Annotated in this window: 25 protein-coding genes; 16 read left to right on the top strand and 9 right to left on the bottom strand. The window is 61.5% G+C overall.

The window, feature by feature from the left end; genetic code table 11:
* Positions 1-4 precede the first annotated feature (4 nt).
* From K5E80_RS11495 to K5E80_RS11465, 7 genes are all read left to right on the top strand, one after another.
* On the top strand, positions 5-901 hold the full coding sequence (locus tag K5E80_RS11495) for an ABC transporter permease (RefSeq protein ID WP_246590959.1): 897 nt from the start codon (positions 5-7) through the stop codon (positions 899-901).
* Positions 894-1,673, top strand: coding sequence for an ABC transporter permease (locus K5E80_RS11490; protein WP_220636284.1), 780 nt, complete (start codon positions 894-896; stop codon positions 1,671-1,673). The genes K5E80_RS11495 and K5E80_RS11490 overlap by 8 nt, the downstream gene beginning before the upstream one ends.
* Positions 1,674-1,676: 3 nt before the next feature.
* Positions 1,677-2,756 carry an ABC transporter substrate-binding protein gene (locus tag K5E80_RS11485; protein ID WP_220636283.1) on the top strand — a complete coding sequence of 360 codons (1,080 nt, stop codon included), beginning with the start codon at positions 1,677-1,679 and terminating at the stop codon, positions 2,754-2,756.
* A 25-nt stretch (positions 2,757-2,781) separates the two neighbouring features.
* Positions 2,782-3,381, top strand: a complete 600-nt coding sequence (locus K5E80_RS11480; RefSeq protein ID WP_220636282.1) for an isochorismatase family protein — start codon at positions 2,782-2,784, stop codon at positions 3,379-3,381.
* Between the two features lie 5 nt (positions 3,382-3,386).
* A complete protein-coding gene (locus K5E80_RS11475; RefSeq protein WP_220636281.1) occupies positions 3,387-4,736 on the top strand; it encodes a nicotinate phosphoribosyltransferase in 1,350 nt (449 codons plus the stop codon).
* 138 nt (positions 4,737-4,874) lie between these two features.
* Positions 4,875-5,162 (top strand): hypothetical protein, encoded by a 288-nt coding sequence (locus K5E80_RS11470; protein ID WP_220636280.1) that lies wholly within the window; start codon positions 4,875-4,877, stop codon positions 5,160-5,162.
* 74 nt (positions 5,163-5,236) lie between these two features.
* Positions 5,237-5,698 carry a CBS domain-containing protein gene (locus K5E80_RS11465; protein WP_220636279.1) on the top strand — a complete coding sequence of 154 codons (462 nt, stop codon included), beginning with the start codon at positions 5,237-5,239 and terminating at the stop codon, positions 5,696-5,698.
* A gap of 30 nt (positions 5,699-5,728) precedes the next feature.
* Here K5E80_RS11465 and K5E80_RS11460 read toward each other — a convergent pair whose 3' ends face one another.
* A complete protein-coding gene (locus K5E80_RS11460; RefSeq protein ID WP_246590958.1) occupies positions 5,729-6,472 on the bottom strand; it encodes a Mut7-C RNAse domain-containing protein in 744 nt (247 codons plus the stop codon).
* A 113-nt stretch (positions 6,473-6,585) separates the two neighbouring features.
* On the opposite strand from K5E80_RS11460, the gene K5E80_RS11455 reads away from it, so the two are divergent.
* The 3 genes from K5E80_RS11455 to K5E80_RS11445 all read left to right on the top strand — a co-directional run bounded on the left by K5E80_RS11455 (position 6,586) and on the right by K5E80_RS11445 (position 9,812).
* A complete protein-coding gene (locus K5E80_RS11455) occupies positions 6,586-7,302 on the top strand; it encodes an ATP-binding cassette domain-containing protein (protein ID WP_220636277.1) in 717 nt (238 codons plus the stop codon).
* On the top strand, positions 7,295-8,278 hold the full coding sequence (locus K5E80_RS11450) for a SufB/SufD family protein (RefSeq protein ID WP_246590957.1): 984 nt from the start codon (positions 7,295-7,297) through the stop codon (positions 8,276-8,278). The genes K5E80_RS11455 and K5E80_RS11450 overlap by 8 nt, the downstream gene beginning before the upstream one ends.
* 217 nt (positions 8,279-8,495) lie before the next feature.
* Positions 8,496-9,812 (top strand): diguanylate cyclase domain-containing protein, encoded by a 1,317-nt coding sequence (locus K5E80_RS11445; protein WP_220636276.1) that lies wholly within the window; start codon positions 8,496-8,498, stop codon positions 9,810-9,812.
* Positions 9,813-9,968: 156 nt separating this feature from the next.
* Here the strand turns inward: K5E80_RS11445 and K5E80_RS11440 are convergent, their stop codons facing one another.
* Positions 9,969-10,331 (bottom strand): DUF3175 domain-containing protein, encoded by a 363-nt coding sequence (locus K5E80_RS11440; RefSeq protein WP_220636275.1) that lies wholly within the window; start codon positions 10,329-10,331, stop codon positions 9,969-9,971.
* Entirely contained in the window at positions 10,321-13,110 is a 2,790-nt protein-coding gene (locus tag K5E80_RS11435; protein ID WP_220636274.1) for an AMP-binding protein, read from the bottom strand. The genes K5E80_RS11440 and K5E80_RS11435 overlap by 11 nt, the downstream gene beginning before the upstream one ends.
* A 396-nt stretch (positions 13,111-13,506) precedes the next feature.
* Between K5E80_RS11435 and K5E80_RS11430 the strand changes: the two genes are divergently transcribed.
* A complete protein-coding gene (locus K5E80_RS11430) occupies positions 13,507-13,647 on the top strand; it encodes a hypothetical protein (RefSeq protein ID WP_220636273.1) in 141 nt (46 codons plus the stop codon).
* Here K5E80_RS11430 and K5E80_RS11425 read toward each other — a convergent pair.
* From K5E80_RS11425 to K5E80_RS11405, 5 genes are all read right to left on the bottom strand, one after another.
* On the bottom strand, positions 13,637-14,080 hold the full coding sequence (locus K5E80_RS11425) for a universal stress protein (protein ID WP_220636272.1): 444 nt from the start codon (positions 14,078-14,080) through the stop codon (positions 13,637-13,639). The two genes, K5E80_RS11430 and K5E80_RS11425, sit on opposite strands and share 11 nt — an antisense overlap.
* An 81-nt stretch (positions 14,081-14,161) precedes the next feature.
* Positions 14,162-14,605 carry a hypothetical protein gene (locus K5E80_RS11420; protein ID WP_220636271.1) on the bottom strand — a complete coding sequence of 148 codons (444 nt, stop codon included), beginning with the start codon at positions 14,603-14,605 and terminating at the stop codon, positions 14,162-14,164.
* Positions 14,606-14,659: 54 nt separating this feature from the next.
* A complete protein-coding gene (locus tag K5E80_RS11415) occupies positions 14,660-15,103 on the bottom strand; it encodes a hypothetical protein (RefSeq protein WP_246590956.1) in 444 nt (147 codons plus the stop codon).
* Positions 15,104-15,381: 278 nt separating this feature from the next.
* On the bottom strand, positions 15,382-16,284 hold the full coding sequence (locus K5E80_RS11410) for a ribose-phosphate diphosphokinase (RefSeq protein WP_220636269.1): 903 nt from the start codon (positions 16,282-16,284) through the stop codon (positions 15,382-15,384).
* Positions 16,277-16,939 (bottom strand): dienelactone hydrolase family protein, encoded by a 663-nt coding sequence (locus tag K5E80_RS11405; protein ID WP_220636268.1) that lies wholly within the window; start codon positions 16,937-16,939, stop codon positions 16,277-16,279. Before K5E80_RS11405 ends, K5E80_RS11410 begins: the two co-directional genes overlap by 8 nt.
* Positions 16,940-17,143: 204 nt before the next feature.
* Here K5E80_RS11405 and acsA point away from each other — a divergent pair, with 204 nt between their 5' ends.
* The 5 genes from acsA to K5E80_RS11380 all read left to right on the top strand — a co-directional run bounded on the left by acsA (position 17,144) and on the right by K5E80_RS11380 (position 22,442).
* Positions 17,144-18,916 carry an acetate--CoA ligase gene (gene acsA, locus K5E80_RS11400; protein ID WP_220636267.1) on the top strand — a complete coding sequence of 591 codons (1,773 nt, stop codon included), beginning with the start codon at positions 17,144-17,146 and terminating at the stop codon, positions 18,914-18,916.
* A gap of 115 nt (positions 18,917-19,031) precedes the next feature.
* Positions 19,032-20,039, top strand: a complete 1,008-nt coding sequence (pdhA, locus tag K5E80_RS11395; RefSeq protein WP_220636266.1) for a pyruvate dehydrogenase (acetyl-transferring) E1 component subunit alpha — start codon at positions 19,032-19,034, stop codon at positions 20,037-20,039.
* Positions 20,036-21,019 carry an alpha-ketoacid dehydrogenase subunit beta gene (locus K5E80_RS11390; RefSeq protein WP_246590955.1) on the top strand — a complete coding sequence of 328 codons (984 nt, stop codon included), beginning with the start codon at positions 20,036-20,038 and terminating at the stop codon, positions 21,017-21,019. Before pdhA ends, K5E80_RS11390 begins: the two co-directional genes overlap by 4 nt.
* Positions 21,016-22,203 (top strand): dihydrolipoamide acetyltransferase family protein, encoded by a 1,188-nt coding sequence (locus tag K5E80_RS11385; protein WP_220636265.1) that lies wholly within the window; start codon positions 21,016-21,018, stop codon positions 22,201-22,203. Before K5E80_RS11390 ends, K5E80_RS11385 begins: the two co-directional genes overlap by 4 nt.
* Positions 22,200-22,442, top strand: coding sequence for an acyl carrier protein (locus K5E80_RS11380; protein WP_220636264.1), 243 nt, complete (start codon positions 22,200-22,202; stop codon positions 22,440-22,442). The genes K5E80_RS11385 and K5E80_RS11380 overlap by 4 nt, the downstream gene beginning before the upstream one ends.
* 33 nt (positions 22,443-22,475) lie before the next feature.
* Here the strand turns inward: K5E80_RS11380 and K5E80_RS11375 are convergent, their stop codons facing one another.
* On the bottom strand, positions 22,476-23,273 hold the full coding sequence (locus K5E80_RS11375) for a helix-turn-helix transcriptional regulator (RefSeq protein ID WP_220636263.1): 798 nt from the start codon (positions 23,271-23,273) through the stop codon (positions 22,476-22,478).
* Positions 23,274-23,462: the final 189 nt, after the last annotated feature.

Below are 23,462 nucleotides of genomic sequence, written 5' to 3'. Positions count from 1 at the left end.
CTCAGTGAACAGGAATGCGCGCCTGACGGCCTGGCTGATCGGCGGCCCGCCGTGGCTGTACCTGCTGCTGCTTTTCGCCATGCCGACCTTGATCATGGTGGCCGCCTCGTTTGCCTGGCCCGGCCCAGAGGGGGGGCTGTCTCCGCTCTGGATCCGCGATGCTGGAGGAATCCGATTCGACCTGACCTGGGACAATTACACCGATCTTGTCACTCCGATCTACGGTTTCCTGATCCTGAAATCGTTCGGCTACGCGGTGGCGGTGACCCTGCTCTGCCTCGTCCTCGCCTACCCGCTGGCGCTCACCATCGCCCGCAGCCCCAAGCGCTGGCGCAACACGCTGTTCCTGCTGGTCATCGTGCCGTTCTGGAGCAATTTCCTGGTGCGGATCTACGCCTGGATGATCATCCTCGGCCCGCAGGCGGCATTGACGCGGCTGGTCAACGACGCGTTGGGGCTGCTGCATCTGGAGCCGGTAGCGCTGCTGTTTTCTCCCTTTGCCGTGATCGTCGGCCTGGTCTATGTGCATCTGCCCTTCATGATCCTGCCCTTGTACGCGAATCTGGAAAAACACGATCCGGCCCTGCTCGATGCGGCCAGCGATCTGGGCGCGAATGCCTGGGAATGTTTCCGGCGCGTGACGTTTCCCTTGTCGTTGCCGGGAGTCATCGCCGGCGCCATTCTCGTGTTCATTCCCGCGCTGGGCGCGTTTGCGGTGCCCGACATTCTCGGCGGCACGCGCGGCATCATGATCGGCAACGTGATCAAGATGCAGTTCCTCGAAGCGCGCGACTGGCCGTTCGGCAGTTCGCTCTCCATCGTGGTGACGCTGATCGTGCTGCTGTTTGTCGCCGTTGCCGCGCTGGCGGCGCGGCGTGGCGGAGGACGGCTCTATGCGTAGCAGACACTCCGCATGGATCTGGTTATATACCGTTGGCGTATATGCCTTCCTCTATGTGCCGCTCTTGATCGTCATCGTCTATTCATTCAACGAGTCCCGGCTCGGCTTTCAATGGACGGGCTTTACCCTGCACTGGTATCGGGTGCTGGCCGGCGATGGCGAGATGCTGCGTGCCGCCTGGCATTCGCTGCTGATCGCGCTGACGGCAAGCGCGGTGTCCACCGTGCTCGGCACCATGGCCGGTTTCGCTCTGCACCGCTACCGGCTGCCCCTGCTGCCGTTCTTCATTGTGGCGCCGCTGGCGATTCCCGAGCTGCTCTCCGGCGTCAGCCTGCTCATCTTCTTCGTCCTGATCAACCTCACGCTCGGTTTTACCTCGATCATTCTGGCCCACATTGCCTTTTGTATTTCCTTCGTCGCCATCGTGGTGCGCACGCGCCTGGCGGGAATGGACGCCTCACTGGTGGAAGCGGCGCGCGATCTGAATGCGACGCCTTGGCAAAGCTTCCGCTTTGTCACCTTGCCGCTCCTCCTGCCCGGCGTGGTGGCCGGCGCGCTGCTGGCCTTTACGCTGTCCATTGACGATTTCGTGATTACTTTTTTCACGGCCGGGGTGGATGCGACAACCCTGCCGCTGAAGATCTACACCATGATCAAGATCACCGTGACGCCGGAGGTGAATGCCGTTTCCACGGCGCTGGTGCTGTTGACGCTGGCGCTGGTGTCGCTTGCTTCGCGCCTTTCCCCACATGTGCTGCGCAGCGGAGTGTGATCCATGAGCCGATGCGCGAAGGCGGTCTGCAAATGGCTTGTCGCCGCGGCTTTCCTTGCCGCGTTTGGCTGCCATGCCGCAGACTCCCTGCACATCTACAACTGGAACAACTACATCGGTCCGCAGACCCTGGAGCGCTTCAGGCGCGAATGCGAATGCAATGTTTCCTACGACACCTACGGTTCCAACGACGAGCTTCTCGCCAAGCTGGCCGCCGGTGCCAGGGGCTATGACATCCTGGTGCCGACCGGGAACGCGGTCGAATCGCTGGTTCGGCAGCAGGCCTTGCGCCCCATCGACAAAGGCGAGCTGGACAATTTCAGGAATATCGATCCTGCCTATCTCAACCCGCACTTCGATCCCGGCAACATCTATTCCATTCCCTATGCCTACACGATCACCCTGATCGGCTACAACGCAGAGCGCATGAAGGCGCTGGGCGTGCCCACCGATACCTGGGCGGCGATCTTCGAGCCGCGCTACCTGATGCGCATGCAGGGCAAGGTGACGGTGCTCGACGATCAGCGCGAACTGATGGCGGCCGCCCTCAAATACCTCGGCCTTTCCGTCAACGACCCGGACGAAACGCATTGGCGCCGTGCGGCGCAAGTCATCATGGACGCCAAGCCTTATTGGGCCGCGTTTAACAACACCAGCTATATCCGCCTGCTCGCCTCGGGCGACATCTGGCTCGCCCATGGCTATTCCAACGACATGTTTCAGGCCGCGGCCGGCGCCCGAGAGGCAAAGCGGGGGATAAAGATCGGATATACCGTCCCGCGCGAAGGCGCCGTGCTGGCGCTGGACAGCATGGTGATTCCGCACGATGCGCCAAGGCCGGACCTCGCCCTGCGCTTCATCGATTTCATGCTGAATGGCCGCAACTCGGCCGAACTGACCAATCTGACCGGTTCCGGCAATCCGAACCAGGCGGCCTTGCCCTACGTCCAACCGGAAATTGCCGCCAACCCGGGAATTTTTCCCGACCGGCGCATATTGACGCGGCTGGAACAGCTAAAGGACATGGATCGCCGCAAACGCCGCCTGCTGAGCCGGCTGTGGACGGAAATCAAGCTCAAGTAGTTTCACCGAGTGACGGAGAGCCATCATGCAAGGACAAGAGTCCGCAATTCACCTTCAGACCGGAGATGTGCTGCTGGTGACGGACATACAGAACGACTTTCTACCGGGAGGCAGCCTGGCGGTGGCGCATGGCGACGAAGTCGTGCAAATTCTCAACGCTTGCATCGTGGACTTCACGCGGCATGGATTGATGGTCGTCGCCACCCGCGACTGGCATCCGATCGACCATTGCTCGTTCCATGCGCAAGGCGGGCCGTGGCCGCAGCACTGTGTGGCCGGCACCGATGGCGCGCGTTTTTCCGCAAGCCTTGTTCTGCCCGACAGCGTTGTCATCGTCTCCAAGGCCACGCTGCGCGACAAGGAGGCCTATTCAAGTTTCGAGGGCACCGAACTGGACCGGCTGCTGCGCAAGGCAGGCGTAAGGCGCTTCTTCATCGGTGGCCTGACCACCGATTATTGCGTGCTCAACACGGTACGCGATGGCATGCGCCTCGGCTATGCCGCCGTGGTACTTACCGATACGATCCGTGCCGTGGACGTAACGCCGGACGATGGAGAGCGGGCTCTCGTCGAGATGGTGCGGCTGGGCGCTGTTTGCATAGAGCGCCAACAGATCATGGAGTGATCCACATGACCGACCGCACCAGCGCGCTGCTCACCGATCTCTACCAGCTCACCATGCTGCAGGCCTATTTCGACCAGGGGATGAATGACATTGCCGTATTCGAGTTCTTTGTGCGCAAGATGCCGGAGCAGCGCAATTTCTTCGTCGCGGCCGGGTTGGAACAGGTGGTCGATTTCCTGGAAAACCTGGCGTTCACCGACGAGGAGATCGACTGGCTTGCCGGTTGCGGAAGATTCCATCAACGCTTCGTCGATTCGCTTGCAACGATGCGATTCACCGGCAGCGTGCAGGCCATGCCGGAAGGAACGATTTTCTTCCCTGATGAACCGATCCTGCGCGTCATTGCGCCGATACCCCAGGCGCAGCTGGCCGAAACGCGCATCATCAACCTGCTGCAGTTCCAGACCATGGTGGCATCGAAGGCGGTCAGAATGCGGCTGGTGGCGCCGCAAAAACTGCTGGTGGACTTCGGCCTGCGCCGCGCCCATGGCGCCGAGGCCGGCCTGCTCTCGGCACGGGCCAGCTACATTGTCGGCTTCGATGGAACCGCCACGGTGCTGGCCGGCATGCGCTGGAACATTCCCCTTTACGGAACCATGGCGCATTCGTTCATCCAGGCCCATGAACGCGAGACCGAGGCTTTCGAACATTTCGCCCGCTCGCATCCCCATGCATCGACCCTGCTGATCGATACTTACGATACCGAGGCGGCGGCGCGCAACCTGATTCCGCTGTCGCGGAAGCTCGCGCGGGAGGGCGTCTCGATCCAGGGCGTGCGCCTCGACAGCGGCGATCTGGCCGAGCATGGGCGGCGCGTGCGCCGCATCCTCGATGCAGGCGGCTTGAACGACGCAAGGATATTCGCCAGCAGCAATCTGGACGAATACAAGCTGAAGCAGCTCGTCGATGCCGGAGCTCCCATCGACGGATTTGGTGTCGGCACGCGCATGAATACTTCCGCCGATGCGCCCTACCTCGATTGCGCCTACAAGCTGCAGGAATACGCCGGGCTGGCGCGGCGCAAGCGCTCCGAGGGCAAGGCGACCTGGCCCGGGCGCAAACAGGTGTATCGCAGCCATGACGCAAACGGCCAGATATGTGGGGATATCCTGACGACGGAAGACGATATTCAGCCGGGGATGCCGCTGCTCGTACCGGTGATGGAGGCAGGCCGGCGGCTCGCCGTCGTGCGGCCATTGGAATCGATCCGGGAGCATGCCCTGGCCGGCTTGTCAAAGCTGCCGGAGGAGTTGCGCGAACTGGCACACGCGCCGCCCTACAGCGTTATCGTGAGCGAAAAGCTCAGGGCTCTGGCGGCGGCAGTGGACCAGCGCACCGATAGCGCTCTTGCTTGAAGCTGGCCATGCACGGCATGCCGCTTTGCGCAGGGCTTTTTCACCTCTGTATCAAGACGGTTAGTGATATTCATCAAGCCGTTTGGCCCCGTATATTGTTGTAATGTCGATTCCGGCAACTTTCGCGCGTGGTGAGCCATGACACAAATCATTCCCCAAACTCCCGCTGACTACGACCAGACCAGGATCGTCGAACGTCCCGACGGATTTTACTGGCAGGAAATGGAAACGTTGAAGGAATACGGGCCGTTCCCGACGCTGCTCGAGGCGGTGCTGGACATGCAATCCAGCGAAGCGGAAACCGAATTCGAGCCCGGCGAATCGCTCGAGCAGGCGGAAGCGGAGATTGGCATCTCGGACTGGGTCGATCCCGATACCGGCGTGCCCGCCGAGGAAGAACGGGCGCGGATCCAGGATGATCATTGAAGTGGCATAACGTGGCGGGACGGAAACGCTGCATTGATGCAGCCCTTGCCGCGCCACATTAACAGGAGGTTGTCATGGCTATTGGAGAAATTTGCAGCCGCGTAGTGACCTTTGTCAAAACGAATGACAGTATCGTTACTTCAACGGAACTGATGCGCAAACAGCACATTGGAAGTCTCGTCGTCATTGACGGGCGGGACGGGAAGAATATTCCGGTCGGCATGTTCACCGACCGCGATGTTGCCGTCGGCGTCGTGGCGATCGGCCTCGACCCCGCGCTGACAACGGTCGGCGACGTGATGAGTCCCGAACTCGTCTGTGTGCGCGAAGACGCGGGAGTTGCCGAAGTCATGGCCCTCATGCGGCAAAAGGGCATGCGCCGCCTGCCTGTCGTCAATGCCGCGGGCGAACTCGTGGGACTGATCGCAGCGGACGATCTGATTCGGCTGCTGGGTGAAGAGATGTCCGATCTCGCCAAAATGATCAGCGGCGGGGAACATCGCGAGAAGCAATTGCGGCGCGCTGCAGGATCGTGAACAGGCACAGCGGGGAACTCGTTGGGCGCTTCAATCGCCTTTGCGCAGCGACTCGGCCAGCAGTGCCCGCATCTTTTTCCAGTGCGACCCTTCCCAGAAAACTCGCCCGCAAACATCGCAGGTGGTGAAGCGCTCGTAATTCGCCTGTACCGAGGGCGGCAGGCGCTCGAGCACCCGCGCCTTGTCGACAGGATGCAGCGGCGCGTTGCACTCCATGCAGAGCTTGAACGGGCGAACGCTGCGCGCCAGATCCAGCCGGGCCACGATCTCCTGGAATTGCTGCGCCGGCTTCAGGGCATGAACGTAGCAGCCATGCGTGATGCTGCGCAGCTTGAGCAACTCGCGGTCGCGCGTGAGCACGATGCGCCCGTCGCGGACGGCGATGTCCGCGATCTCGCTATCGTGGAAGTCGTTGCGATAAAGAGTATCGAAACCGGCCATGCGCAGCAGGTGGGCAAGTCCGCCCAGATGGGCATCGGCGACGAAACGCGTCACGCGCAGCGGCCACTCGCGCACGCGCAGCAGCGGCGTGATGTCGAGCGCCTCGAACCTCGGATAGATGGCGACTCGGTCGCCGTCCTGCAGCAAATGATCGAATCCCGTCGATTCCCCATTGACGAGAATCAGTTCGACCTCGGTGTGCGGCACGCCGAGGGCTTCGATCATGTGCTTGGTGGTGGCCGCGCGCGCGCAAGGCACACTGAACTCGCTCCGGCGCCGCTCGGGCGCCAGAAAGTCATTGAGCTCCTCGTAGAAGCGAAATGTCGCCGTCACCACTGTTTTTGACCTATGCTGTTTACATCATGCAACGTGTGCCGCATCATCCATCGATGTTCCAGTTTCATATTATCGCCTTGATGACCAAGCTGCCGGAGTTGAGATAAGCAATGGCACTTCTCGAAATCGATGGCCTGAGTTTTAGCGTGCCGGCGCGGGCAGTGCTGGAGGGTCTGGATTTATCGGTGGCGGCGGGCGAAATTCATGCGCTGGTCGGCACCAACGGCACCGGCAAGAGTACGCTGGCCTATCTCATCATGGGCTGCGAGGGTTATCGTGCCGGTAGTGGAGAGATTCGTTTCGATGGCCGACGCATCGATGCCCTGCCCCTTCACGAACGCGCCCGCCTCGGCATCACCCTCGCCTGGCAGGAACCGGCGCGCTTCGAAGGTCTTTCGGTGGGGGATTATTTACGCCTCGGCAAAGGCAGGATGGGTGCGGAGGAGTGCCTGCATCGCGTTGGCCTGGCGCCGCCGGATTATCTAACGCGCATGGTGGACAAGACCCTGAGCGGCGGCGAACGCAAGCGCATTGAACTGGCCTCGGTACTGGCCCTGGATCCGCGCCTGGTAATCCTCGATGAGCCCACGGCGGGAATCGACCTGTTGTCGATCCACGAGGTCATGGAGTTGATTCGCACCTTCAAGGCAGGCGGTGCTGCGGTGTTGCTGATCACCCACCGCGAGGAGCTTGCCCGCATGGCCGATCGCGCCTCGCAACTCTGCGGCGGGCGCATCGTCTGCAGCGGCGATCCGGACACGGTGGCGATCAGTTACCGGGGCCGGGCGTGCCTGAAATGCAACGGGAAGGACTGTCACGATGACTGAACTGGATAGATGGTTGACAGTGCTGGACAGCCAGGGCGTCGATCGCGCCATACTCGCCAATAACCAGACGGCGCATCTGATGGCGAGCGGCCACCAGCTGCTGAGTCAGCGCCAGGTGCCTGGACTGGAAGTCGCCGCCAGGGAAACTGCGGACGGCATCGTGGCCAGCATCCGTGTCGCCCGGGATGTGCATCTGGCGCACCCGTTGCATCTCTGTTTCGGCGTCCTGCCTGCCGAGGGCCGGCAACACATCGATATGCATCTGGTGCTGGAGGATGGTGCCGCGGTCGACATTGTCGCCCATTGTTTTTTCCCTAACGCTACGCGGGTGGAACATCTCATGGACGCCGCGATAGAGGTCGGTGACGGCGCCCATCTCAGTTACGCAGAAGGTCATTACCACGGTCCCTACGGCGGCGTGACCGTGGTGCCCAAGGCGACAGTGAAAGTGGGCAAGCACGGCCTCTACCGTTCCGATTTCTCTCTCACCACGGGGCGGGTGGGCAAACTGGACATCGACTACGAGGTCGAAGCCGACGAAGAGGCCGTGGTGGAACTCACGGCCCGGGTGTTCGGCCACGGCACGGATGCCATTCGCATCCGCGAACGATTGGTGCTGGCGGGCCGGGCGGCACGCGGTCTGATCAAGACCCGCGTCGCAATCGAGCATGACGCGACAGCCGAGATCGTGGGCATTACCGAGGGCAATGCGGCGCAGGCCCGCGGTCACGTGGACTGCATGGAGATCGTCAAGGATCGGGCGGTGGCCAGTGCCCAGCCATTGGTGAAAGTGACCCATCCCCAAGCCAAGGTCACCCACGAGGCCGCCATCGGCAGCGTCGACCACCAGCAGATGGAAACCCTGATGGCCCACGGCCTTTCTCCGGAACAGGCGGTGGATCTGATCGTCGGCGGCTTGCTGGGCAAGCGGGAAACGGAGAGTGCCGGCATTGTGCAGTTCAAAAGCAGGCGTTGAGACCACGATACACCAGCAGCATTTTTCAGCTGCCTGTATTTTGTGATTGATAATCTTGGGTGTGGCACTAATTGCCATTTGGGTAGCGCTTGCAGCGAAACCAGTCGTCTCCGTTCGGCTGTCAGCGATCGATTGGATGACCGCATAATTTGCTGGTCAAAGGCATCCAGCTTCGCTAGAGTATCTTCATAATTCAAACGCGGAACTACTTATTCCAATGCTGAGCTTTCCAGAGAAACTAATTAGGGCGCCATTTTATATTCGCTACTCTCTTGCAGTAGTTCTATTTTCTCTCGCATTACTTTTACGTTTTTTGATGGCGCCAGTCGAGGGCGGCCTCGCCTTTGTTACCTTCTATCCCATAATACTTATTACATTTTATTATTGTGGTTCAGGCCCCGGAATTCTGGTATCGGTTCTCTCGGGGCTGGCAGGCGAGTATTTCTTCATTCCGCCATATCGAGCATTCTCCACGGATATTGCCACCTATACGCCACTGGCTTTTTTTTGCGTCACGGCCGTCTTGATCAGTCTGGTCATTATCAGACTGCATAAAGGTACTCAACAGCTTGAGATATCTCTGGAAGCGTTACGGGAAAGTGAAGAGCGTTTTCGCCAAGCTATGGAGGCAAGCACTGATGGCCTGTGGGATTGGAATATCACGGACGATACTGGCTTCTTCAGCCCTGCCTACTATCGAATGCTCGGTTATGAAGTCAACGAGTTCCCCATGACAGGTCATAGTTGGAGTGAATTAATCCATCCTGACGACTATCAACAAGCCCTCACGGTCAACCAGGAATGCATAGATAATCGCCGCCAGAGTTTTGAGGTCGAGTACCGCATGAAATGCAAGGATGGCTCATGGAAATGGATACTGGGTCGTGGCAAGGCGTTGCAACGTGATGCCCAAGGGCACGCGATACGCATGATCGGTACCCATGTGGATATAACCGAGCGGAAACGGAATGAAGAGCAAGTGCGGCAACTAGCTTTTTATGACCTTCTTACCAGGCTCCCCAATCGCCGATTGCTTAATGACCACTTGAATCAGGCCATGGCTGCCAGCAAGCGCAGCGGCCGCTATGGTGCAGTAATGTTCATTGATCTGGACAACTTCAAGCCGCTTAATGACACTCATGGGCATGACGTTGGAGATTTATTGTTGATTGAGGCGGCAGATCGGCTTATGGGCTGCGTACGCGAAACGGATACAGTTGCACGTTTTGGCGGTGATGAGTTTGTGGTTGTGCTCATCGAGTTGGATGTTGATAAAGCCAAGTCCACCACAGAAGCTCGTCACGTTTCGGAAAAAATTCGTGCCGCCATGGCTGCCCCTTACTTGCTGGCTATCAGAAGCAATAAGAATGCAGCGACAATCATTGAACATCGTTGCACGGCGAGCATCGGCGTCGCGTTGTTTATCAATCATGAAGCCAGCCCGGATGACACTCTTAGAAATGCTGATAATGCAATGTATCAAGTCAAAGAGGCTGGGCGAAATTCGATTCGATTTTATGATGTGAAAACCTGAATGGCTGTCTCCCAGGAGAAAACGGGATGATTGATCTGATCCGCGCTGGGTGGCAGCACTGGGTTAGCCTGAGAAGCTCATCTCGCAGGAACTGAAATAGTCCAGTATCCATTAGATTCATCTGGTTAGGCGATTCGATTGGAATACGAACCAGTGTCAGTCTTGGCCTGAACCGAGCCGTTCGCGGCGATGGCATGGCTTACCGAAAAGCAGCCGAAGTTCGTCCTTTGCGGCTTCGAGGCATGCACGCTGGCCAGCGGGAAGTTGCCACCCGGCGCGATTGATGTAGAAGCTGAGCATCGACATGGCGGAACGGAAGGGATCGGCCTTGCGGCGCCGGCTCTGTTCGGCGGATGTTTTCAGCGACAGCGCGATTTGCCGTGGATCGCGTAACGTGAACACGCCGGGCTCCAGATCCAGCGCATTGCTGGTCTCGGTCACTCGCTGCGACCAGCATTCACGCCTGTTCGGCGTCGTGCGCGGCTTCAGGACCCGCGCCGGTTTCTCTTTAGCCGGCATCGGGCTCTCCGCAGTGATCGAGAATCACGCGCCGCGTCTCGTTTCGCAGGCGGACCGCTTCAGCCCAGTCGTGGCCGTGCGGTTGCAGCGGTGCATGAACGCGTACCTCCAGCGGATGGCGCCGCGGGAACCACGATTCGTCGCGCAGCACCGAGCGCGTGCCGCGCAGCGTGACCGGAATTATCGGGCGACCGCTTTCCGCCGCTGCGACGAAGGCCCCCATGTGAAACGGCAGCAGGCCCGGGGCGCGGGTAAAGGTACCTTCCGGAAAAAGAGCGACCGCTTCCCCCGTGGCGACTGCCCGCGCAATCTCGTGTGCATCCTCGACCGCCTGCCGGGTGTCAAAACGCTCGACGAAGATGACGCCGAGGCGGCGCAGAATGGGACCCATGAACGGATGCGGCGCGAATTCGCGTTTCGCGGCAAATGTGGCTTCCGCCGGCTGCAGCGCGGCGAGCAAAAGGAAATCGCAGTAGCTCGAATGGTTGGCGACGATGACCGCTGGCAGGGCTCCCCTGAGTCGCTCTTCACCCCCGACCCGCACCGGAATGGTGGAAAGCGCGATGAACAGACGCGCCAGCTTGCGGACCGTGCCCCTTCGTGCGGACCGTGGCAGCAGCAGGCTTGCCACTGCGACAACCGAGAGCAGCGCGAACAAGCCCCACAGGTAGGCCGCCAGTAGCCACGCTGCAACCGTGCGGCCGAGCCGACGACTACCTGCGATCATTCCGCTCAAGACAAGCCGACCCAACTGCAGGGTGACCGGGCGCTGCGCTGCACCGAGCAAGCCGCGCTCGTAGAGTTCGCGACAGGCGGCACGACGAATCTTTCCGCTCGAAGTCTTGAGGATCACGCGCTCGCCGACCAGTACGATGTCATCAGCCGGCACACCGAGCTGGGCATTCGCCAGTTCGGCAATCCTGCGCCGCAGGGCAAGCCGGGCCTCGTCTCCGACCGCGCGTGTTTCGGCGACCACGACGACGCGCTCGCCGCCGCTTGCCCTGTCCGTGGCGCCGAAGACCGCGACGCAGCCCTTGCGTACGCCCGGCAGGGCGCCGACTGATTCCTCCAGGTCGTAGGGATGAATGTGCTGGCCGCCGCGGATGATGAGGTCCTTGACCCGACTGGTGATGTAGAGCTCGCCCGCCGCGAGGTAACCGACATCGCCTGTGTCGAGCCAGCCTTCGTGGATCAGCTTCGCGGTTGCCTCGGGGTTGTCGAAATAGCCCGCCGTGGCCGCGGGTCCGCGGAACTCGATGCGTCCTTCAACGCGCTCCGGCGCCTCACCTCCAAGCGCGTCCACAATGCGCACCTGATGAGCGCGCAATGGCCGTCCGCAACTCACCACATCCATTGCCGGAAGCGCGTCGGCGGCAACGAATTGCGCGCGCCCCTCGCGTGCAAGCGATGCGGTGTCGATGCGATCGACCAGCGGCGCGCGCCCGAGCGGCGAGAAAGTCAGCCCGAGTCCGGATTCGGCCAGCCCGTACACCGGCGCCAGCGCGCGGGCGTCGAAGCCATGCGAGGCGAAGCGCCCCGCGAATTTGTCGAGCGTCGCGGCGCGCACCGGCTCGGCGCCGTTGAAAGCGAGACGCCAGCTCGACAGATCGAGTCCGCGCAATTCATCGTCGGGAACCTTCGCTGCGAGCATTTCATAGGCGAAGTTGGGGCCGGCGGAAATCGTGCCGCGATGATGGTGGATGGCCCACAGCCAGCGTGCCGGACGACCGAGGAAACTCTGCGGCGGCATCAGCACCAGGGGAATGCCGTAATACAGACTGCCGAGCCAGGCACCGATGAGACCCATGTCGTGGTAGAGCGGCAGCCAGCTCACGAAGACATCGTGTGAACTGGCCTGCGCCGCCTCTCCCATCGCCCGGATGTTGGCAAGCAGGTTGACATGCGTGAGCACCACGCCCTTCGGCTGCCCGGTGCTGCCCGAAGTGTACTGGATGAGCGCGGTGGCGCTGGCGGCGACATGCCCTGCGTGGTGTCTTGATGACACCAGATCAGCGACATCCAACACGTGGCGCAGGGACGGCACCTGTGCCTGCAGCAGCCGCGCGACGGGTTGCGCGCTCGCCAGCGTGACCAGCAACGGTGCGGCGCAGTTGGCAAGGATGGCGGCCTGCCGCCGCAAATGCTCTTCGATCTGCGTCCAGCGGAACGGCGGATAGATCGGCACCGGTACGCCGCCCGCGAGCAGCGTTCCGATGAAAGCGAGAAAGAAATCGCGGCTCGTCGGCAGCATGATTACGACCGTCTGACCGGACTCGATCCCATGCGCTGCCAGCCCGTTCGCGACGGCCCGCGACTCATCGGCCAGTGCGCCATAGGTGAGCGGCTCGGCATGTTCGTCCTGCTCCAGCAGGCTGATGTGCAGGCGATCAGGATGGCGCGCGACATGCCATTCGAGTACGTCGGGCAGCGTCCCGGCTTCGCGCGGCTCCCCGGCTTCATCGATGCGCGGCGTCAGCTCGCGCGCCTGCGCCAGGTCGAACGCCACGCGCGGGGATGCGGCGGCCAGCGCGCGCAGCAGATCGCGCGGCGTGCGCGCATCGGCGACGAGCGTTTCGGGCAGGCGTACTTCGAAGGTACTCTCGATGCGCAGGACCAGCTCCACGCGCGCCAGGCTGTCGATGCCCAGTTCGTGTTCCAGGTTGTCGTCGAGCGATACGCGCGGCACGAGCTGGCCACGCAACTCGGCCAGCATCTCGCCGATGATGCGGGTCAGGCGCGCCTCGGACGTTTCAGGACAGGGGGCTTGAATTCTGTTCATGTGAAGCACAACTTGGCCGGCGGCGTTGGTAGCAGCATCAACTGCCCTTTCTTCCCCATTCGAACCTGATTATGCTCTTCGGTTACGGCAAGACAATGATGGAAGTCACCAATTGCTCTGAAAATGCGGAGGCTGACGATGGCAGGCAGAAAATGAATTCTTATCGGGCCGCGGGTATCTTCTTGAGTGCGTCGTTCGTGTCCGGCCAGCGCAGTGAGGTTTAGTGACGATAATCAATATACGCGATGCCTGCCAGACTATGATTCAAGTGAAAGACCCGATTGGACAGTCCCCCGAGCTTGACCTGACCCTTCGGGATCGCGATGAGCGTCGTTTGTTCCCTGGTAACAGGGAGATTCAAACGGGGGACTGTCCGATCGGATTTTTCCACGTCCCATGAAGTACTGCCTACTGTTCCTGAATGGCGTATTTCTACTTGCCCAGATGCTGATGCTGGAGATGCTGTATTACCGGCTGCGGGACGTTCTACAAGAAACCCGAACTCCGACCGGAGCTCATCTTCCCGTCAGCGACTGACCAGCACCGGGATAGTGGCATGTGCCAGCACCTTGCTGGTTTCCGATCCCAGCAGCAAGGCGTTGAGGCCATGGCGGCCGTGCGATGCCATGAAGATCAGGTCGCAGCCATTGGATGCAGCGGCATCGATGATGCCCCGGTAGGGAGAATCGCTGACCGTACTTGCCCTGGCACAGGTCACGCCGGCATCCCGCGCCAATTTTTCGCATGCAGCGAGTATCTGTTCCGCCTGTTGTTCCGTCATATTGGCAAGACTTTCCAGGGTCAACGGATCAATAGTATCCATTCCCGCATAAAAGGCGACCGGACAATCCGGCTTGGCAAAGTAGAAAGTAATTTTGGCCCCGGCATCCTTGGCAAATCCAACAGCTTGGTTGACTATCTTTGTCGAAAGCCCGGAGCCATCGGTGGGTACGAGAATATGTCTGAACATTTAACCTCCCACAAAATCGAATGGTGAAATCAACTGCACCAGCATCGAAGGACAGGCGCCGTGCTGCGTTTGGTCGCCCTGCTACTGGCTGGGTGGCGTCGCCGGGACCGTCTTCCAGCCTTCAGGGCACGCCGCCGTATAGGGATAGTATTTGCCGCTTGATTGACAGAAATACCAGACTGACGGCGCCGCGGGCTCAGCCAGCAGCGGGGCTTGCTGAATCATCTGGGTTGGCGCCGGCACAACGACCATCGGTGCCGGCACATAAGGGTCGGGATAGGGATAGACCGGTGCCGGATAGGAATACCACAAAGCGGTAGCGACAGCCGGGCCGACCACCCACCACCAGCCGAGTCGGCCGTCATGGTGGCCGTGATACCAGTGACCGGTCGCCCAGCGATGAACGTCGCGGTCCTGAAAATGACGAATGTCCTTATTCTGCCAATGGGGGCCGGCCGCGATGGCGGGAGGAACCGCGATGAGCGCAGCGGACAAAATTGCGGGAATGAAGATCTTGGCATTCATGGCATCTCCTTTTTTGGAATGAGAGGAAATTCCTGCCCGCTGAACGCATGGCGCTCAACGGGGCGGCGGGGGTGGAACTCCTGATGGCTGTGGCGGCGGCACATTCGACGACTGGGGCATTCTTGCGGAAAATCCAGCCGGAACCGGAACCTGCTCACCCTTGGCATACATGCACTGGATGTAGGCAATGTCGTAGCGACGCTGAATCCCGTATGCCGAACCCTCGGCAGCACCGGCACCGGCCATGCTGCCGACCAGCAGGCCGGCGGCCGCGCCTTCTCCCGCACTATCGCGGCCACCCAATGCGGCTCCGGCGGCGGCGCCCACGGCTGTCCCCACCACCGCGCTGCGAATTCCTGCGTCCGTGGCGGCCTGATTTGCCGTGGCTCCTCCGACTTGGGCCTGGGCGTATTGCCGGCAATCGAAGTCATCCAGCCGAAACTGATCGAAGGTTTTACCTGAGCCGGGCAACGCCATGACGCTCGGTCCGGCAGGCATGGTTGTACACCCAGCCAACAGTATCATTCCCACTATGAGGGGCATGCCAAATTCTTGGCGCATTTCGCGGACTCCTTTTCATGTCTCCGGCACTGGTCGCAAGGCCGCTCCTGCAAAGACCCGCACGGCCTTGGGGTCACCCGCTGCCATATATCTGAATAATAGATTTCAGTCTGCCGCATTGGGGTTGACGAAACGCAATGAAGTATCGTTGCCCAACAAAAAAACGTGGGCATCATGCACCTGATTGCCCATGGCGCCCATGCTGCGGGCGGCCATCACGGCAAGCGGTCCGACATCATGGCTTGCGCCAGGAACCGGGCGATCGGCACGACTTCGACACGCGGATCGGCATCGCAGCACACGCTGTCGGTGGTAACAATCCGTCGTACCGAGGCGGCGCAAATTCTGTCCAGCGCGCCCGTCGCCATGACGGCATGGATGAAGAGTGCGCTGACCTCTTTGGCGCCGGCAGCGAACAATGCGCAGGCGGCGCCGGCAATGGTGCCGCCGGTACTCGCCATGTCATCCACGATGAGGCAAGTGCATCCGCGCACCTCGCCCAGGATTTGCAGCGTGACGGCAACGTCCGCGCAGGGACGGGTCTTGGCGACCACTGCCAAGGGCTTTGTCAGCGCCGTCGCATAGCGCTGCGCGCGCTTGAAGCCACCGGCATCCGGCGAAACGATTGCCAGATCGGCAATGTTCCAACTGCGGATCACGGGCAGCATCAGGTTGTCGGCGCTGAGGTGTAGCAGCGGCATGTCGAAGGCATTTTCCAGCGCCGGCGAGTGCAATTCCAGCGCGACGACCCGGCCAATGCCGGCGCAATGCAGGATATGCGCCGCCAGCCGTGCCGAAAGCGGTTCGCCGGGGTTCTTGCGCGCGTCCTGCCGCGCATAACCGAAGTAAGGCACCACCGCCGTCACCCGCGCAGCCCCCGCAGCGCGCGCCGCGTCGGCGATCAGCGCCAGCGTCATCAGGCGCTCGCTGGTCGGCGTGGAAGTCGGCTGCACGATGTACAGATCGGTATTGCGAACCGAGGCCTCGATGCGGATTCGCGTCTCGCCGTCGGCGAATACCGAGATCGAGACGGGGATCAAGGTCGCCCCCATCGAATCCGCAATGCCGCGTCCCAGTTCGGGATGCGCATCGCCGGCAATCAGCGCGATTTCACGCATCGCCGATCGCCTTTGCAGCGAGATGGCGGACGAACCAGCGGCAGGCATGCCGCGCCACTTCCTCCAGCGTCCCCGGCTCTTCAAACAAATGAGTCGCGTTCGGCACCACGATCAACTCCTTTTCGACGCTCAGGCACCGATATGCATCGCGGTTCCATTGCAGCACCGGCGCGTCGTTGCCGCCGACAATCAGCAGCGTCGGTGCTTTCACTTGCGGCAACCAGTGCTTCGCCAGGTCGGGACGGCCGCTTCTGGACACGACTGCAGACACATCGTCGGTGTTGCAAGCTGCGGCGACGAGCGCCACCGCCGCTCCAGTGCTGGCGCCGAAATATCCCCGCACAAGCGAAGCGGTGGCCGGGTTGTCGCCGATCCAGCGCGTTGCCGCCAGCAGCCGTTCGGCGAGCATGCCGAGATCAATGACCTTATCAGGGTCCGCCGTCTCCTCTTCTTCAAGTAGATCGAGCAGCAGCGTCGCCACTCCTGCCCGCTGCAATTCGCGGGCAACGAATTGGTTGCGTGGACTGTGCCGGTTGCTGCCGCTGCCGTGCGCGAACGCAACGATACCGCTTGCGTTGCGCGGCACGGTCAACTCGCCCTGCAATTTCCGGCCATCGGCCGGTATGCAGATATCGACATGCGATGATACTTGCATAGCAAACCTGGATTGGTGGCACCCAGATGGAGGATGGGTACACGTTATCAGCTGGTGCAGCCATTGTTGTTGACAATGGTCACACTATTCCATGACGGATCGGAATAAGATTTCAGGCAAACAGTCCAATCCAAAGGATCATGCATCGAGCAGAATCCGAATGGCAGGCGGCGTTGGAGCAACTCCGGAAAGGAGAGCCAGTGCATGGATGTGTCGTTGATTATCCGCAAGACGACTGCCGGCCTGCGGGTCGTGCCGAATCTGGTCGATTACGACAAGGAACGCAGGACGTTCACTTGGGAGGCGGCGCGCCGCGAACTCGCGGGCCTTTCCGGCGGCGGCCTCAACATTGCCTGGGAGGCTGTGGATCGGCATGCTTGCGGAACATTGCGCGACAAGACCAGCTTTCGCTTTCTCAGTAGCTCCGCCGCGCCGCGCAACATCACTTACGACGATCTGTCGCGCCTGACCAATCGCTTCGCCAACGTCTTGCGCGAGCTCGGTGTAAGCAGGGACGAGCGCCTGTTCATTATCGCCGGACGAATCCCCGAGCTCTACATCGCGCTGTTGGGTAGCCTCAAGAACGGCACGGTGGTTTCGCCGTTGTTCTCCGCCTTCGGTCCCGAGCCCATTGCCACGCGCATGAATCTCGGACAGGGCAAGGTACTGGTCACCACGGATGCGCTCTATCAACGCAAAGTGGCAAAGTGGCGCGACAAAATGCCTTCGCTGCAGCATGTGCTGCTGGTGGCGGAAGAGGGCGGCAGCACGAATATTCCCGGCACGCTCGACCTCGCCGGACTGATGGCGCAAGCGAGCGACGAATTCGAGATCGAGCGCACCACGGCAGATGACATGGCACTGCTGCATTTCACCAGCGGCACCACCGGCATGCCCAAGGGGGCAATCCATGTGCACGGCGCGGTGATCACCCACCATGCCACTGGCAAGTATGCCCTCGATCTGCATGCGGACGACATCTTCTGGTGCACCGCCGATCCGGGCTGGGTGACCGGCACCTCCTACGGCATCATTGCGCCGCTGCTGCATGGCGTGACTTCCATCGTCGATCGCGAGGAATTCGATGTCGAACGCTGGTACGGCATCCTGCAGGAGCAGAAGGTCAGCGTCTGGTACACGGCGCCGACGGCGGTACGCATGCTGATGAAGGCCGGCGCCGAAGCCGCGCGCAAATACAGGTTTCCCAACCTGCGCTTCATCGCCAGCGTCGGCGAACCGCTCAATCCGGAGGCGGTCCGCTGGGGCAAGGAAGTGCTGGGGCTGCCAATCCACGACAATTGGTGGCAAACCGAAACCGGCGGCATCATGATTGCGAACACGCCGGCCTTCGACATCAAACCCGGCTCGATGGGACGGCCGCTGCCCGGCGTCGACGCCTGCATCGTGCGACACGATGCGGAGACCGGCGTGGTTACCGTCGTCGACAAACCCGATGTTGAAGGTGAACTGGCCTTGCGCCGCGGCTGGCCCTCGATGTTTCGCGGCTACCTCAACAACGAGGAACGCTACCGCAAATGCTTTTCCGGCGAGCTGTATCTCACCGGCGACCTGGCCCGGTGCGATGCGGACGGCTACTATTGGTTCGTCGGCCGTGCTGATGACATCATCAAGTCGGCGGGGCACCTGATCGGCCCTTTCGAAGTCGAGAGTGCGTTGATGGAACATCCTGCCGTCGCGGAGGCCGGCGTCATCGGCAAGCCGGACCCGTTGATCGGCGAAATGGTCAAGGCTTTTGTTTCGCTCAACCAGGGCTACAGTGAGAGTGAGGCGTTGCGCATGGAGTTGCTGGGCCATGCAAGGAAGCGCCTCGGCGCCGCAGTGGCGCCCAAGGAGATTGCCTTCCTGCCCACGCTGCCGCGCACGCGCAGCGGCAAGATTATGCGTCGGCTGCTGAAGGCGCGCGAATTGGGCCTGCCTGAAGGTGACACCAGCACTCTGGAAAGCGGAGGAACATGAACGCTCCCCACCCCCCACCCCCCGCCCAGGCGGAGGCGACTATGGTTCAACCACGCTGGGCGCGGCTCCCGGTTCATGTATCGCCGCTCTCTTGGGACAGCCCGGCGGGGGCAGCATGACGATCCCGGCGCCACCCAGCGGCCCGGTGCCCTACGACAAGGCATTTGCGCTCAAGCTGCTCGCCGACATGCTGCGCATCCGCCGCATGGAAGAAAAATCGGCGGAACTCTACGGCGCCGGCAAGATTCGCGGTTTTTTGCACTTGTACATAGGCGAGGAGGCGGTGGCTGTCGGCGCATTGCATGCCTTGCAGGCCGAGGACAATCTTGTCACCACCTACCGCGAGCATGGCCATGCGCTGGTGCGCGGCATGGACATGGGTGTGATCATGGCCGAGATGTATGGCAAGCGCGAGGGTTGCGCGCGTGGCCGCGGCGGTTCGATGCACCTGTTCGACAAGCGCACGCGGCTGTTCGGCGGCAACGCCATCGTCGCCGGCGGTCTGCCGCTGGCCGCAGGGCTGGCCTTGGCCGACAAGATGAGGGAAACCGGACGCATTACCGCCTGCTTCTTCGGCGACGGCGCGGTGGCCGAGGGCGCCTTCCACGAGGCGATGAACCTCGCCGCATTGTGGAAGCTGCCGGTGCTGTTCTGCTGCGAGAACAATCTGTATGCCATGGGCACCGCGCTGGCGCGCTCGGAATCGCAAACCGACCTGTGCGCCAAGGCGGCCTCCTACAAGGTTCCCACCATCAGGGCGGACGGCATGGACGTGGTCGCGGTGCACGAAGCGACGAAACAGGCCGTGGCAAAAGTGAGGACGGGCGAGGCGCCGCTCTTCATCGAGTACCAGACCTACCGCTTTCGCGCCCACTCGATGTTCGACGCCGAGCTCTATCGCAGCAAGGCCGAGGTGGAGGAATGGAAAACGCGCGGACCGATCCACACCTATACCGCGCGCCTGAAGCAGGAAGGAAAACTCAGCGAAGACGAGTTCCTCGCGCTCGATGCGAAAGTGAACGACGAAGTCGCCACCGCCGTGGCATACGCCGAGGCGGGCCAGTGGGAGACGGTGGAAGAAATGCTCGCCGGCGTCTGCACGCAGCGGGGGCAGCCATCGTGAGCCGGCGCATCAGCTATCGCGAAGCGCTGCGCGAAGGCTTGCGTGAAGCCCTGCAAAATGATCCGCGCGTATTTCTCATGGGCGAGGATGTCGGCATGTACGGCGGCACCTATGCCGTGTCGAAGGATCTGCTGGCGGAATTCGGCCCCGAGCGCATCCGCGATACCCCGCTCTCCGAGCTGGCCTTCGTCGGCGCCGGGGTCGGCGCCGCGCTGGGCGGCATGCGTCCCGTCGTGGAGGTGATGACAGTCAATTTCAGTCTGCTGGCGCTTGACCCGATCATCAACAGCGCCGCCCTGTATCACCACATGTCGGGCGGGCAGTTCTCGGTGCCGCTGGTGATCCGCACGGCGACCGGCGCCGGGCGCCAGGTCGCGGCACAGCATTCGCACAGTTTCGAAGGATGGTATGCGCATATTCCCGGCATCACCATCCTCGCTCCGGCGACCATCGAGGATGCGCGCCACATGCTTGCTGCCGCGCTGAAGGAGCCGGACCCGGTGCTGATCTTCGAACATGCCGCGCTGTACAACATGGAAGGAGAGCTGCCCGACACCGGATCGGTGGACATCCGCTCGGCGAAGGTACGACGCGAAGGCAAGGACGTGGCGCTGATCACATACGGCGGAACCTTGTTCAAGACACTGGCGGCAGCGGAGCAGCTTGCCGCCGCCGGCATCAGCGCCGAAGTGCTTGACCTGCGCGTGCTGCGTCCGCTTGATACCGAAAGCATCGTCACCACGGTACGCAAATGTCACCGCGCCGTCGTCGTCGACGAAGGATGGAGGAGCGGCAGCCTGGCCGCCGAAGTGATGGCGCGCATCGTCGAAAACACGTTTTACGATCTCGACGCGCCGCTGGCCCGGGTTTGTTCCGAAGAAGTTCCGATTCCCTATGCGCGGCACCTGGAAGAGGCTGCCTTGCCACAGCCGGAAAAAATCGTCGCCGCCGTGAGATCAATGTTCGGAGAAGAAACGTGATCGAATTCAGGCTGCCTTCGCTGGGCGCGGACATGGACGAAGGCACGCTGCTGGAATGGCAGGTGCATCCCGGCGACAAGATCAAAAAGGGGCAGGTGGTCGCGGTGGTGGACACCTCGAAGGCTGCGGTGGATGTCGAGTGCTGGCAGGAGGGCACGGTCGCCGATCTGCTTGTGCAACCCCAGGAAAAAATACCAGTCGGTACCGTGCTCGCGCTGCTGCTCGAAGCCGGCGAAACGCCTGCCGATGCGGAGAAGTACAAGCGCGAGAAGTTGGCCAAACCCGAGCCAATGCCGCCTGTCGTAACGGCTCCTGCGGTCGTCATTCCGCCACCGCAGCCTTCGACCGCTGCCGCCAGACCTCATCTCGTGTCGCCGGTTGCTCGCCGTCGCGCGCAGGAACTTGGCGTCGATCTCGACAAGGTGAAGGGCACCGGTCCACATGGTGCCGTCACGCTGGAGGACGTAGAGCGCGCCGCAGCGCCCAGGGACCGGCAGGCCGAGATGCGCCAGGCCATCGCGGCGGCCATGAGCCGCTCCAAGCGCGAGATTCCGCACTACTACCTGGCCGAATCGATTCCCATGGCCCGTGCCCTCGACTGGCTGACGCAGGCGAATGCGGACCGCGTTATGGCGGATCGGCTGCTGCCCGCAGCGCTGCTGCTGAAGGCCGTGGCGCTGACACTTAAGAAATATCCCGACCTCAACGGCTTCTTTCGTGATGGTGCCTTCCATCGCGCCGAGCGTTTCAATCTGGGCGTCGCCATCTCGTTGCGCCAGAGCGGACTGATGGCCCCCGCGCTGCTCGACACCGACAAGAAAAATCTGACCACGCTGATGCGCGAACTCTCCGACCTGGTCAAACGCACACGCGCCGGATCGCTGAGGAGCTCGGAACTCTCGGAAGCCAGCATCACCGTCACCAACCTCGGCGACCAGGGCGTCGAATCTGTGTTCGGCGTCATCTATCCGCCGCAAGTGGCGCTGGTCGGCTTCGGCCAAATCACCGAGCGGCCTTGGGCCGATGCTGGACAGGTCAAGGCGCTGCCCGTCGTGACCGTCAGCCTCAGCGCCGATCACCGTGTGTCGGACGGCCATCGCGGTGCGCTGTTCCTCACCGAGTTGCGCGAACAATTGCAGCAGCCGGAAGCGCTGGATGTCGACGAAGAAAGCAAACCATCATGAACGTGGAAGAGGCAAAACGAATCGCAATGGCGATGCTGCTGTCCATCGCGCCCGAAGTCGAGGCCGCGGAATTGCAGCCAGACCAGCCATTGCGCAAGCAGGTCGATCTCGATTCGATGGACTGGCTGAATTTCCTGCTCGGCTTGAATGAAAAGACGGGAGTGGAAATACCGGAGTCCGACTATGCCAGGCTGGTGACGCTCGACGATGTTGCGAACTATCTCGTCGCCAAGCAGTAACCCTCACGCAAGAAAAACCAATTCCCCATCAACTCATCGAACCTGGGCCGGACTCAGTACCACCAGCTTCAGGTGCTCCTGTTCCACCGGCCGCAGGGTGATCTGGCGGTAGGCGACGAGACCGCGCCTGGGGTGGTGGAAGGAACGCTCCCCGCCTTGACGTTCGAGCACATCATGCTGTTTCCAGAAGCGGGAGAACTCGGGGCTCGCCTGCTTCAGTTCTTCCACCAGGCGCTGCAATGCCGGCTCTTCGAAACGGCTGCGGCAGTCGGCGCGGAATTCGGCAGTGATGCGGCGGGCGCGGGTTTCCCAGTCTACGACGAAGTGCCGGGCGTGCGGCTGCAGGAAGACAAAACGCAGCATGTTGGGCGGTGCACTGCCCACAGCCTGCGGCTGGTCCAGCCAACCGGCGAACAGTTCGGCCGCCTGTCTATTCCATGCGAGTATATCCCAATAGCGTCCCATGAGGTAGGCCGGGATGGTGATGTCGGCGAGTAGATCGGCAAGCGTTTCCGGCGCACCGTCGGCTTCCGGCACCGCCGCGTGCGGATCGCGCCGCCCCGCCATTTCGAACAGATAGGCGCGTTCGGTGCCAGTCAGCCGCAGCGATTGCGCCAGCCGATCGAGCACTTCGGGCGACACCTTCACCTCGCGCCCCTGTTCGATCCAGGTGTACCAGGTCGGGCTGATGCCGGCGAGCTGAGCGGCTTCCTCGCGGCGCAGGCCTTGCGTGCGACGGCGGCTGCCGGTGGCAAAGCCGAAAGCCTCTGGCGCAGAGCGCTTGCGCATGGCTTGCAGGAAGGCGCCAAGTTCCTGGCGACGTGTGTTCATGGACGAATTCCAGTTAGTGTTGATACTAGTATAACTACTAGGCTTGTTCCGGTATCCAGCGCAGTCTATATTTCCATTCTGGAAAAGCACTTAGCCACAGAGGGCACAGAGTTCACAGAGGAAAGACAATGCCTTGCATAAGCTGGCGGTCTCACCCGGAGGGTGAGCGTGGCAATCGTCCGAAACCCC

It is taken from the genome of Georgfuchsia toluolica, from assembly GCF_907163265.1.
Lineage (GTDB): Bacteria > Pseudomonadota > Gammaproteobacteria > Burkholderiales > Rhodocyclaceae > Georgfuchsia > Georgfuchsia toluolica.
This window is presented reverse-complemented; position numbering and strand designations above follow the sequence as displayed.

Excerpts from the sequence above, each read along its gene's own strand:
- K5E80_RS11490 (WP_220636284.1), top strand. The coding sequence starts at position 894 with ATGCGTAGCAGACACTCCGCATGGATCTGGTTATATACCGTTGGCGTA.
- K5E80_RS11485 (WP_220636283.1), top strand. The coding sequence starts at position 1,677 with ATGAGCCGATGCGCGAAGGCGGTCTGCAAATGGCTTGTCGCCGCGGCT.
- K5E80_RS11480 (WP_220636282.1), top strand. The coding sequence starts at position 2,782 with ATGCAAGGACAAGAGTCCGCAATTCACCTTCAGACCGGAGATGTGCTG.
- K5E80_RS11475 (WP_220636281.1), top strand. The coding sequence starts at position 3,387 with ATGACCGACCGCACCAGCGCGCTGCTCACCGATCTCTACCAGCTCACC.
- K5E80_RS11470 (WP_220636280.1), top strand. The coding sequence starts at position 4,875 with ATGACACAAATCATTCCCCAAACTCCCGCTGACTACGACCAGACCAGG.
- K5E80_RS11465 (WP_220636279.1), top strand. The coding sequence starts at position 5,237 with ATGGCTATTGGAGAAATTTGCAGCCGCGTAGTGACCTTTGTCAAAACG.
- K5E80_RS11455 (WP_220636277.1), top strand. The coding sequence starts at position 6,586 with ATGGCACTTCTCGAAATCGATGGCCTGAGTTTTAGCGTGCCGGCGCGG.
- K5E80_RS11450 (WP_246590957.1), top strand. The coding sequence starts at position 7,295 with ATGACTGAACTGGATAGATGGTTGACAGTGCTGGACAGCCAGGGCGTC.
- K5E80_RS11445 (WP_220636276.1), top strand. The coding sequence starts at position 8,496 with ATGCTGAGCTTTCCAGAGAAACTAATTAGGGCGCCATTTTATATTCGC.
- K5E80_RS11440 (WP_220636275.1), bottom strand. The coding sequence starts at position 10,331 with ATGCCGGCTAAAGAGAAACCGGCGCGGGTCCTGAAGCCGCGCACGACG.
- K5E80_RS11435 (WP_220636274.1), bottom strand. The coding sequence starts at position 13,110 with ATGAACAGAATTCAAGCCCCCTGTCCTGAAACGTCCGAGGCGCGCCTG.
- K5E80_RS11430 (WP_220636273.1), top strand. The coding sequence starts at position 13,507 with ATGAAGTACTGCCTACTGTTCCTGAATGGCGTATTTCTACTTGCCCAG.
- K5E80_RS11425 (WP_220636272.1), bottom strand. The coding sequence starts at position 14,080 with ATGTTCAGACATATTCTCGTACCCACCGATGGCTCCGGGCTTTCGACA.
- K5E80_RS11420 (WP_220636271.1), bottom strand. The coding sequence starts at position 14,605 with ATGAATGCCAAGATCTTCATTCCCGCAATTTTGTCCGCTGCGCTCATC.
- K5E80_RS11415 (WP_246590956.1), bottom strand. The coding sequence starts at position 15,103 with ATGCCTGCCGGACCGAGCGTCATGGCGTTGCCCGGCTCAGGTAAAACC.
- K5E80_RS11410 (WP_220636269.1), bottom strand. The coding sequence starts at position 16,284 with ATGCGTGAAATCGCGCTGATTGCCGGCGATGCGCATCCCGAACTGGGA.
- K5E80_RS11405 (WP_220636268.1), bottom strand. The coding sequence starts at position 16,939 with ATGCAAGTATCATCGCATGTCGATATCTGCATACCGGCCGATGGCCGG.
- acsA (WP_220636267.1), top strand. The coding sequence starts at position 17,144 with ATGGATGTGTCGTTGATTATCCGCAAGACGACTGCCGGCCTGCGGGTC.
- pdhA (WP_220636266.1), top strand. The coding sequence starts at position 19,032 with ATGACGATCCCGGCGCCACCCAGCGGCCCGGTGCCCTACGACAAGGCA.
- K5E80_RS11380 (WP_220636264.1), top strand. The coding sequence starts at position 22,200 with ATGAACGTGGAAGAGGCAAAACGAATCGCAATGGCGATGCTGCTGTCC.
- K5E80_RS11375 (WP_220636263.1), bottom strand. The coding sequence starts at position 23,273 with ATGAACACACGTCGCCAGGAACTTGGCGCCTTCCTGCAAGCCATGCGC.